At 45.6% G+C, this 10,516-nt stretch carries 12 protein-coding genes; 5 read left to right on the plus strand and 7 right to left on the minus strand.

The window, feature by feature from the left end:
• Positions 1-113: 113 nt before the first annotated feature.
• From LDL35_RS11520 to LDL35_RS15385, 3 genes are all read right to left on the minus strand, one after another.
• Entirely contained in the window at positions 114-347 is a 234-nt protein-coding gene (locus LDL35_RS11520; protein ID WP_304022541.1) for a hypothetical protein, read from the minus strand.
• A gap of 725 nt (positions 348-1,072) precedes the next feature.
• Entirely contained in the window at positions 1,073-1,447 is a 375-nt protein-coding gene (locus LDL35_RS11525; RefSeq protein WP_304022542.1) for a type II toxin-antitoxin system VapC family toxin, read from the minus strand.
• Positions 1,448-1,784: 337 nt separating this feature from the next.
• Positions 1,785-2,021, minus strand: a complete 237-nt coding sequence (locus LDL35_RS15385; RefSeq protein ID WP_369694925.1) for a PqqD family peptide modification chaperone — start codon at positions 2,019-2,021, stop codon at positions 1,785-1,787.
• A gap of 536 nt (positions 2,022-2,557) precedes the next feature.
• Here LDL35_RS15385 and LDL35_RS15390 point away from each other — a divergent pair.
• Both LDL35_RS15390 and LDL35_RS11530 read left to right on the plus strand, forming a co-directional pair.
• Positions 2,558-2,887 carry a 4'-phosphopantetheinyl transferase superfamily protein gene (locus tag LDL35_RS15390; protein ID WP_369694926.1) on the plus strand — a complete coding sequence of 110 codons (330 nt, stop codon included), beginning with the start codon at positions 2,558-2,560 and terminating at the stop codon, positions 2,885-2,887.
• A 54-nt stretch (positions 2,888-2,941) separates the two neighbouring features.
• A complete protein-coding gene (locus tag LDL35_RS11530; protein WP_304022544.1) occupies positions 2,942-3,634 on the plus strand; it encodes a DUF4013 domain-containing protein in 693 nt (230 codons plus the stop codon).
• A gap of 18 nt (positions 3,635-3,652) precedes the next feature.
• Here LDL35_RS11530 and LDL35_RS11535 read toward each other — a convergent pair whose 3' ends face one another.
• The 3 genes from LDL35_RS11535 to LDL35_RS11545 all read right to left on the minus strand — a co-directional run bounded on the left by LDL35_RS11535 (position 3,653) and on the right by LDL35_RS11545 (position 5,646).
• Positions 3,653-4,108, minus strand: a complete 456-nt coding sequence (locus LDL35_RS11535) for a universal stress protein (RefSeq protein WP_304022545.1) — start codon at positions 4,106-4,108, stop codon at positions 3,653-3,655.
• A gap of 61 nt (positions 4,109-4,169) precedes the next feature.
• Positions 4,170-4,472, minus strand: a complete 303-nt coding sequence (locus tag LDL35_RS11540) for a YunC family protein (protein ID WP_304022547.1) — start codon at positions 4,470-4,472, stop codon at positions 4,170-4,172.
• 28 nt (positions 4,473-4,500) lie between these two features.
• Entirely contained in the window at positions 4,501-5,646 is a 1,146-nt protein-coding gene (locus tag LDL35_RS11545; RefSeq protein ID WP_304022549.1) for a glycosyltransferase family 4 protein, read from the minus strand.
• A gap of 50 nt (positions 5,647-5,696) precedes the next feature.
• Between LDL35_RS11545 and LDL35_RS11550 the strand changes: the two genes are divergently transcribed.
• Positions 5,697-6,929, plus strand: coding sequence for a TM1812 family CRISPR-associated protein (locus LDL35_RS11550; protein WP_304022551.1), 1,233 nt, complete (start codon positions 5,697-5,699; stop codon positions 6,927-6,929).
• A 22-nt stretch (positions 6,930-6,951) separates the two neighbouring features.
• Here LDL35_RS11550 and ilvC read toward each other — a convergent pair whose 3' ends face one another.
• Complete coding sequence (gene ilvC / locus LDL35_RS11555; protein WP_304022552.1) at positions 6,952-7,947, minus strand: ketol-acid reductoisomerase; 996 nt, start codon at positions 7,945-7,947, stop codon at positions 6,952-6,954.
• Positions 7,948-8,149: 202 nt separating this feature from the next.
• On the opposite strand from ilvC, the gene LDL35_RS11560 reads away from it, so the two are divergent.
• Both LDL35_RS11560 and LDL35_RS11565 read left to right on the plus strand, forming a co-directional pair.
• Positions 8,150-8,845, plus strand: a complete 696-nt coding sequence (locus LDL35_RS11560) for a TIGR00266 family protein (protein ID WP_304022553.1) — start codon at positions 8,150-8,152, stop codon at positions 8,843-8,845.
• Positions 8,846-8,999: 154 nt separating this feature from the next.
• Entirely contained in the window at positions 9,000-10,514 is a 1,515-nt protein-coding gene (locus tag LDL35_RS11565) for a 2-isopropylmalate synthase (protein ID WP_304022554.1), read from the plus strand.
• The last annotated feature ends 2 nt before the right edge of the window (positions 10,515-10,516 follow it).

Consider the following 10,516-nt stretch of genomic DNA (forward strand, 5'->3'; position numbering starts at 1 on the left):
AATTATTGAGGTAAGAAATGAGGATACCAGTATTTTCTTAATGGCCATAAGCACCTCATCAGACGCAGAACCGGTAATAAAATTAATGATGATATTTGAATCGATAAGGTATCTCATTGCCTTTCCCATTCATTTATAAGATGTTTGATCTCTTTCTCAAGATCCTCAGATGAACCTGTATATTGCACAATTCCAATATAATCCGCAGGATCGAATTTCTCCTTATTTGTTATTTTTCCCATAATGATCTGTGCAATATCATCACTCCATGCTGATATTGGAATAACAACATCTGTTCTATTTCCATTTTGATCATATAAATACCGAATCTCTGACGCCTGGCCCATATAACTTTAATACATACTATTAATTTAAGAAATGATATGTTTTGTTGCCGAAAAACTGAAGAATCATGTGTTCGGATTGCTTCGTGAGTATAATGAGAAGATCTCTATGTCTCTCAAAAATTTGGTGATATGAGTACAAATTTGCGATTAGACAGGCTTTCAGCACCAACAGATGTCGCAATATTTTCCTTCCCAATAATGATGGAATTATGGTATCTTCGTTAGCTGCCGATTTTCAGTCACCTATAGTGTAACTCTGCACGAAGGATCTATAGCAGAATGTTTGGATGTCTTCCATGATGTCTTCGGGTCATGGATCGCTCTCTTTCGTCAGTGCCTGGATGATCCCGATGCTCTAATCCTTCGGATAGGGATTGCCAGATGGTCACTTCGGTTGGGGTAAGACCGACAGATCAGACGTTGTTCAGATTATACAGGAGTGCCCGGTCGTTAAACTTCTTGCGGAGGAAGATCTATGGGACTGGAGATGGGAGTGGTTTTGTTCAAAAGGAGAGGTTATGAGAATCCTCCCACATTGCTGTTTCCTTCCATGCAATAATTCGCGGTGTTACCAGCTTCACAATCTGGATCTCCACTTCCAATAATACCACTTCCCCCGGTATTACATACTGGATTAAATCCTGAAACCGTTGGTCCAGCAATGCACATTCTTCCTTTATCGATAGAGGTTGGAATTCAGTGAAAATTTATAACACCCTTTCATTTTATTGGATAAATAATACATTTTCAATATCAGAAAATTCTCTGTCTCCGGTTAAAAATGGAATTTTCAATGATAATGCAATGGTGTAGCCTAATGCATCAATAAGTGAAAGAGTTTTCCCGTTTCCATTCATCTTACGCCGAATCAAAGAAGCATTCAGATAATCAATATCATTTGGGTGATACAAATGGACATGATTTCTTATTTGAGAACAGATATCAAGAGCTTTATCCGGGTAATCGCGTGAAATTGCATAGGCACATTCGTATAAATTAAATTCAGTTGTTGCCAATGCACCTTGTGAATATTCAAAATATACAGGTTTTCCTTTTATTATTTCGATGAGAGCATATGTATCTGCAAAAAATGAACTCATTTAATCTCTCAGTTCATCACAGAGTTCCTGAGTGTTGATTTTCCAATTTTTTAATAAACCAAATAACGGTTTTGAAGACGAATCAGTATACTGGATATGTGCATCAATAATAACATGAGGATGAGTTTTTTTATTAGAATCGGGAATTTTGTTATTCATATTATTCAATTTGAATTGATAATTAAAAATACTTCTTTCACTTTATGAGGGCCATTGAGTAGGATGATGACTACCATATTTTCAAACTATACGACCTTTTGATAAGGAATCTAGATTTTTCGTTGTTCTCTGATATGGATAATTATATTGCTAAAACAGCATTATTAAGGATAAACGGTCATGTGTGGGCAAACCCTGCCCGAACGATCTGATCACAGAATATTTTGATATCTTCGAGAACATCTTCTGGTAGGGGATCGAACTCTTCGGTCAGTGCCTGGATGATCCCATCCCGGTCTTTTCCTGTAGAAAGGGACTGCCAGATGCTAACTCCGGTAGAGGTGAAACAGACAGATCTGCCGTTGTCCGGGTTGTACAGGAGTGCCCAGTCGTCAAACTCCTCGCGAAGGGAGATTTAAGGATGTGGGGTTGGAATAGTGATTGGTTCTATAATGGATTCAGAAGAAGAGGTTATGAGAATCCCCCCACATTACTATTTCCATCCCAACAAAAATTGGCAGTTGGTCCAAGTTCACAATCAGCAGCGTTTATATCATAACCCCCTCCTCTACTATCACAAGCCGGATTAAACCCGGATACGGAACCACCATCAAGACGTCCTCTTCCATTTGCACTTGATCCGGTTTCACACAATGTTCCCTTATCGGGGGGTGCAGCTCCATCATTGCATGCGTTTGTTGCTGATCCACCATCAGAACAGGACGAATTCGCACCGAATCCCTTATCACATAAAGAGGACGTGAAAGCGGTTCCCGTTAAACAATTTGCTGATAAAACTCCATATCCAAATCCGGTCATTCCTTCTATTCAGACGACCACGAACCGGAACTTTTCCGATTGACTGAATGGAGGGTGGAAAATCTTTTTTATAGGAATATTACAGATGGGACGACAATTAGAGAGTGATTATTATACAAAGGATCTATCGGCATTGACATTGAAGACATTGTATATAACCAGGGTATCCTGGATATCGCCTGGAGATTTTTTTCCACGCAGGAATATAATCTTCTCATCAAACTCGAAGAAGAGATTATGATCCCGGTGTTTTATCAACTTTGGACTTTAAAGGAAGCATACCTCAAAGCAACCGGGACCGGACTTTCCGGGCTGCAGAATATACCTGATCTAACAGACTTCATCATATCTCCTCAATCGAATGTAATGAGCCGAATTCCATTCCTTGACGGGTTCATGGCATACCTGGAATGCCAAAAATATTGTCTCGCGCTTATTATTAAAATCGATAATTGCTCATGATTAGAAATTTTACTCTATGAATAGTCTTTTACCTTCGAAAAGATACTTTCTATCATGGCATCGTATTCCGCAATTATTACGAATGCGTCTGAGTATGTCAAATCGGGTCTGATTGATCACTGGAAACGATGGATTGTTCTTGTGATTCTCTCCATTATTCAGATAATCACCATAAACATCGTGCCCCTGGTAAGTGGGTACCTTGTCCGTGTGTATGCTAATCCGGATGACATCGCTCCGGAAATCGATGAGTACGGAAAACTCTTCATCGACGGCTGGAAGATGAACATTGTAACCATCCTCTACCTGATACCGGCAATTATTGTGGCGATAGCTTTTGGAGCAATCGGGATCATTTCTGCCCTGGCAGGTCTCCTTACCGAAGGAAAAATTACACATATCGCCGGTTTCGTCGTCGGGAGTATCGGCATCCTCCTTGCATTTCTGGTATTCCTTCTGATCACCCTCATCATGAATATGGCATATGTGCATTTCTCCAGATCAGGAAGAATTCTGGATGCATTCAGTGTAGGTGCAATCACACGACAAATTTCCGATGGAATCGGATGGGGTGGCTACATCATCATGTGGATTATCGTCTGGATACTGATGACCGTCCTGTTCCTCATCATATCCGGTCTTGCGATGATTCCGATCATTGGCTGGCTGGCATTACTCGTCTTAACACCACTCTGGTCAGTATTTATTGCAAAAATCAACAGTAATATCTATGACAACAGGCCCTGAAAAGGGCAAAAAAGATTTTCAGGCTTCCGGTTTTGTAACCAGGACCGGAACAGGACTTTTATGAACGATGCCGGTGCTGACACTCCCAAGAATTAACCGATCTGCCATCCCTTTTCCTGATGATCCGACAACGATGAGATCAACGCCGGATGTCGATACATATTCCATCATGGCATCCACCGGATCACCAACGCGGGTATGAAATCCAATGGTCAGTCCTTCTTTTGCTGCAATATCCTGAACAAGATCCCGGATATGGTTCTCCTCCTGCTGAAGCATACTGATAAATTTCACATCACCTGATGGTTCTTCAATCTTTACTTCTCGCTCGGCAAGCTCAGCATACACCCGGGGAGGAATGGAATACATAACATCACATGTCCCGTTAAACTGCTTTGCAAGAGTCATTGCATAGCTCAGTGCCCGAAAGCTCTCTTTTGAGCCATCCACTCCTATGAGAATGTGTGAAAACATACTCTTCATTCTCTCATTCTCCCTTAAATAAGTGCCTTATGTACGATAATGGAAATAAAAATTATATGAGGGTCATAAGTGCTTCTTCGCCACTCATCTCCTGCACCACTCCCGATTCCTGAGCAAAAGCGTTGACAACCACCACTTTGCCACTCAGGAGATCATCGATGTTCCTGATCGAGTCGCCTGAAGACGGACGAACCTTTACTGCAGGAATTTTAAACTTTTCAAGAGCGATGACATCAATAGCACCACACCCGACAAGACCCTGTGATGTCCGGGCAAAGACAAGATTTACATCACCGATAGGAATGACGTATCCGGTTATCTCATGCCCTTTCAGTGAGAATTTTACTTCTTCCATGATACTATTCAACTGAGGTTTTATAAGTTCATATCTTCTGGTTCCCGAATTTCTCACCAAGCAACTGGTAGTATATATCTTCTAATGAACTGGTAATCTGGTCCCAGTCATGCCGTACGACATACTCCTCAAGACTGGTTTTATCCGGAGGCTGTGTGAGAAATGTCCGAATCCCGCAGGCAATATCATCTGCAGAAGGTCTTGCACAATACCCGCATCCGGGGAGAACATGATCGAGTGCAGCATTCAGCGGATATTGTGCCGTGACAATGGGAAGCCCGCATGCCATCGCTTCAACACATACAATCCCAAAACCCTCCCGTTCACTTGGCAGCACAAACACACGACCGGCTTTCATCTTTCTGATCACCATCTGGTAGTCACTCACAAACCCAGGTAAGTGAATGGTTTCAGATAAACCAAAATCATTGATCATCTCCACTATTCTGGTCATCATCGGACCATCTCCGATCATGGTACAGGTAAGGCCGGGTATCTCTTCTTTGAGAATTCTGACTGCCTCTACCACCAGTTCCGGATGCTTTTCCGGGATAAACCTGCCAATAAAGATAATATCTGTTGTCTTTTCATCCGGGGGTATTCTCTCAATCTCGTGCAGGGTTATGCCGTTCGGGATTATCTCCGGAATTCCATGATACCCTTCATCTCTCATCCGGTCTGCGGTATGGTGTGATACTGCAATAGCTGAACCGGAGAGGAGAAGTGCAATCTTTTCAGTCACCCGACCAAAAATCCCGGCCAAGCCAAGATACTGGTACCAGTATGCACCCCATGCCTCATGCCAGGTAATGACACACCTTTCCTTTTTTAAAAACCCGATCAGGCGGGATACTAACACGGGAAAATAGGGAAAATTCTGACAATCAATAATATCAACCTTTACTGATAAAAGGGTTGGAAACAGGTGAAGACTATACCAGAGTGCCTGAATGACCGAACGACGCCCTCCGGTATAGAGTCCCATCGGCCGGCAGACCGGGTGGATGATGAGCCCATCCCGAATGAGTATATTCATGCCAGTCCCTGTGAGCATGGGAAAAAGATGTATTTCATGTCCACGCTCTGCAAGTCTTGTTCCAATCTCGAAAATACGTTTTTCAACCCCGCCGATAGTCTCCGGGTACAGGACATCATAGATAAATGCAATCTTCATGGAACGGCTGTGTAGTATCTTCAAGTACATATAGGCCTGTACACAAATGAATGAATCAGATGCGATGTATCTCCTTCGCTGGTCCGGGCCGGTTCATAAAAAAACGATATTGCAGGGATACTATCTGTATTGAAACAGAGCTGGTTCAGGAAGCGATATTTCACCTGTATGAGCCTGAAGAAATCATCATCTGTCTCTCTGATCCCTCTGCGGCAGGGATAGCGTCTGATTTGGAGGGGCGGAATATCCCGATTCAAAAGCTCTGGATACCCTTCGGAACCGATGAGCCCCAGCTCTGGGAGATATTCAGCACAATCTGTGGTGCTGTAAAAGATAATGAAGAGATTCTCTTTGACATCACCGCCGGGTGCCATTCCCTTCCGTTCATGACATTCCTTGCAGCCTCATATCTTCGGTCTGTCCGCCATGTCACTCTGGCAGGAGTAATATATGCACCAGTCACAGGAGATGACGGGTTTTGCCGGTTTGTTGATCTGAAACCGATGATGGGTATTCTGGACTGGATTGCCGGAGTAAAGGCGGTTACGAACTATGTTGATGCAGAGCCGATGTATTCACTCGTCAAAGATCTCCAGGGAAATATTCACCGGTCAGGCGACCATCCTGAGCCACCCGTCAGACTGACAAGCTGGGCAAGTCTTTTATGGCAGTTTAGTGATGCAGTCAGACTGGCCCGTCCGGTTGATGCGATGTATGCAGCATCCGGTGCCATTCATGACATTGATGGAATAAATGAAGAACTGCTTCGTTTTGCCCCATCCCTTATCCCTGTCCTTGCAGCAACACGGGATCTTTCAGACCTCGCAGCTGAGCCGGAGATGGCGCAAAACATGGGCGAGTATGTCAGAAAACAGATCCGATTGATCGGGTTTCAGCTCGATAAGGGATTGTTTCTTCAGGCCGTCACGCTTGGCAGGGAAGTTCTGATAACGTTACTTATGATCCGGATGAACCTTGATGCTGAATGGAGAGACGCGGATATCCGTCATGAAGTCTCACGGACCCTGACTGGTGGATCCCTTGCCATGCAAAACCGGCCCTATGAGAAGACCCGGTATTCGGATGATTTGATCCGGTATGATGACTGGAAAGAGATGGTACTGATATGGACCAGAATATCTGATCTTCGGAATAATCTCGCACACTGTGGGATGAACCAGCGGGATGACAGTGTCAGATCGATTCGGAAACGGGCATCAGATATACTCCCGGATATTGAGCGGTTTTACCATCTCTGTCTCCCGGAAAAAAAGATACGATAGTATCCAATACCGAATGACCGGATTACTTCAGATCTTTAAACTGGGGCATGGTTGCCCTGATCTCTTTTCCGACCTTTTCAATCAGGTGCTCTTCATCAGCACGGGTAAGGGCGTTAAAGACCGGGCGATTTACCATATTCTCAAGCATCCATTCCTTTGCAAAAGCACCGGTCTGGATCTCCTCAAGGATCTCCTGCATGGCAAGGTATGATTCCTGTCCGATAACCCTGGGTCCGCGGGTCAGATCTCCAAACTGTGCAGTGTTTGAGATGGAGTTCCGCATCTTGGTAAACCCGCCTTCATAGATGAGATCAACGATGAGCTTGGTCTCATGCAGAACTTCAAGATATGCCATTTCAGGAGCATATCCTGCTTCAACCAACGTCTCAAATCCTGCCCTGATAAGCGATGTCATTCCGCCACACAGCACAGCCTGCTCTCCAAAGAGATCTGTCTCTGTCTCCTCGCGGAAGCTGGTCTCAAAGACCACCGCACGGGTCGCTCCGATACCTTTTGCATATGCAAGGGCGGTTTTTTTACCGTTTCCAGAGACATCCTGATGAATTGCGATAAGTGCAGGAACTCCCTTTCCTTCGGTATAGGTCCGGCGAACCATATGTCCCGGTCCTTTTGGTGCTACCATGATAACGTCCACATCCGCCGGGGGGACGATCTGACCAAAATGGATGTTAAATCCGTGAGAGAACATAAGGGTCTTACCCTTGGAAAGTCCCTGTGCAATCTGGTTCTTGTATACCGCACCCTGTTGTTCATCAGGAATGAGGATCTGGATTATATCGGCTTTCTTTGCGGCATCGGCAACGTCCATCACTTCAAAGCCTTCACTTTTGGCCAGGTCCCAGCTTTTTCCAGGCCGGAGCCCGATGATTACCTTCAATCCGCTATCCTTGAGGTTTAACGCCTGTCCTCTTCCCTGTGATCCATATCCGATGACTGCGATCGTCTTTGAGGAGATTGCAGACATATCGGCATCCTTGTCATAATATTTCTCTAACATGATAGCCTCTGGTTATGTTCTCTTTACAATCATTTGGGTGGACGTGATATCTTTTTTCCTTTCATCCGGGTATATCCGGGACCACGGATATTCGGCACCAGGGGTGTGGTGCATTATCGCGCACTATTTGCACCACTGTAAAAGGGGGACGTGATCAGAGTGCTTATCTCATCATACATCAAGGTCATCATACAGGATTACTATGGAGTATGAGATCAAGTACAAGCCATCATATGCGATGCTTGAAGTGACCCTGGCGCCAGGGGAGTCAGTCACCGCAGAAGCCGGTTCGATGAGCTGGATGCAGCCGACCATCGAAGTTCATACCCGCATGAGGAAAAAGGGTCTCCTTGGGTCGATTGGGATGGCCCTTATGGGTGGACAGTCATTCTTTGTGAATGATTTTACTGCTACCAGTGCCTCCGGAAAAGCGGGATTTTCAGCAGCACCACTCGGTGACGTAGACACCATGCAGGTTGCTCCGGGGAAGGGATATATCATTCAGAAGGCGGCGTACCTGGCATCTGAAAAAGATGTTAATCTGGATGTTGAATGGCAGGGATTTACCAAGGGGCTCTTTGGTCAGGGCCTGTTTATGATCAAGGTGTCTGGACAGGGTCTGCTCTTCATCAATACCTTCGGAGCCATCGACAAGCATGTGCTTGCACCTGGAGAGCGGCTGATTGTTGATAACTTCCACCTGGTAGCCTTTAGTGATACCTGTCAATACCAGGTTACGAAATTTGGCGGGTGGAAAGAGACTCTGCTCAGTGGCGAGTTTCTGGTTACCGATATCACCGGTCCTGGTGAGGTATATATCCAGACAAAGAACATCCGCGAGATGGCTGACTGGATATGGACTTTGATTGAGCCACGGGTTCAGGCTAAAGCCAGGTAAATCTGCCATGATATTCTTCGGCTGACAGATTTCAGGGCCGGGGGTGCACCATATCTCTCACTTTTTTGCACCAATATTTAAAACCGACACCATTTTAATGGAAAATTTATATTCATTCTGACGACGACATAGATTTGGGAGTGACATCCTATGAGTGATTGTTTTATTGCGCGATAAAAAGTTTCGATTCCTGGATACAACGCTTCGTGATGGTGAACAGACCCCTGGCGTCTCTCTCTCACCTGCTGATAAAGTTGAGATAGCCACGGCATTATCTGATATCGGAGTTCACGTCATCGAAGCAGGGTCTGCGGTTGCATCAGAGGGAGAACGGGAAGCCATCCGCCTCATTGCACAGGCAGGTCTGTCTGCTGAATGCTGCACCTATGTCCGGGCTTTACCACAGGATATTGATTGTGCTGCAGATGCAGGGGCTGATTCAGTTCATCTGGTAGTGCCGGTTTCAGATCTGCATATTGAGCGGAAGATGCAGAAGACACGGGAGCAGGTCTTTTCAATGGCGATGAATGCTGTTGAATATGCCAAAGAGCGTGGCCTTATTGTGGAACTCTCCGGTGAAGATGCATCACGGGCAGATATGGAGTTTCTCAGATCCCTGTATGCAGCAGGCATTGAGCATGGAGCTGATCGGCTCTGTTTTTGTGATACGGTCGGGGTGCTGACACCTGAAGCAACCGCGGAGATCATTCCGCCACTCTGTCTTGCACCACTGAGTATACATTGTCATAATGACCTTGGTCTGGCCCTTGCAAACACACTCGCCGCACTCAAAGCCGGGGCAAGCTGCTGTCATGTGACCGTCAATGGTCTTGGTGAACGGGCGGGGAATACTCCCTTTGAAGAGGTGGTCATGGCACTAGAGCATTTGTACAAGATAGATACCGGGATTGAAACCCGGAAGATCTACCCCTTGTCAACTCTGGTATCACGGCTGACCGGAGTCCCGTTTGCAACCAACAAACCGATCGTCGGTACAATGGCCTTTACCCATGAGAGTGGTATTCATGCCCATGGGCTCTTCCGTGATTCCCGGACCTATGAACCGATAGCACCAGAACTTGTCGGAAGAACCCGGCGGATTGTTCTTGGTAAACATTCTGGTTCAGCGTCGGTAAAGGCAGCCCTGACCGAACTTGGGTACTCACCAAACCCACGACAACTTGAGGAGATGGTTAAGCGTATCAAGGCGCTTGGAGATGAAGGGAGACGGGTCACCGATACTGATGTTATGGCAATCGCTGATGCCGTCATGCTTCTTGAATGCAGGCCGGTCATCTCGCTCAAGCAGTATACCGTGGTTTCTGGGACAAATGTAATTCCGACAGCCTCTGTTACGATGCAGGTGAACGGAAAGGAAGTGACAGGTGCAGCAACTGGTGACGGACCGGTGGATGCAGCACTCCGGGTATTGCAGCAGTCAGTCGCTGTAGCCGGTGATATCAGACTTGAAGAGTATCATGTCGATGCAGTCACCGGTGGAACAGATGCAATGGTAGAAGTTACCGTAAAACTGAGAAAAGATGGACAGACAATTACATCACGCGGAGCCAGAACCGACATTATTCAGGCCAGCGTGGAGGCGGTCATCACCGGGATGAACCGTCTGCTGAGGGAATATCATGAAAAGCGGAGCACAAATACTGATTGAAG

Source organism: Methanospirillum hungatei, assembly GCF_020216685.1.
Classification (GTDB): Archaea; Halobacteriota; Methanomicrobia; order Methanomicrobiales; family Methanospirillaceae; genus Methanospirillum; species Methanospirillum hungatei_B.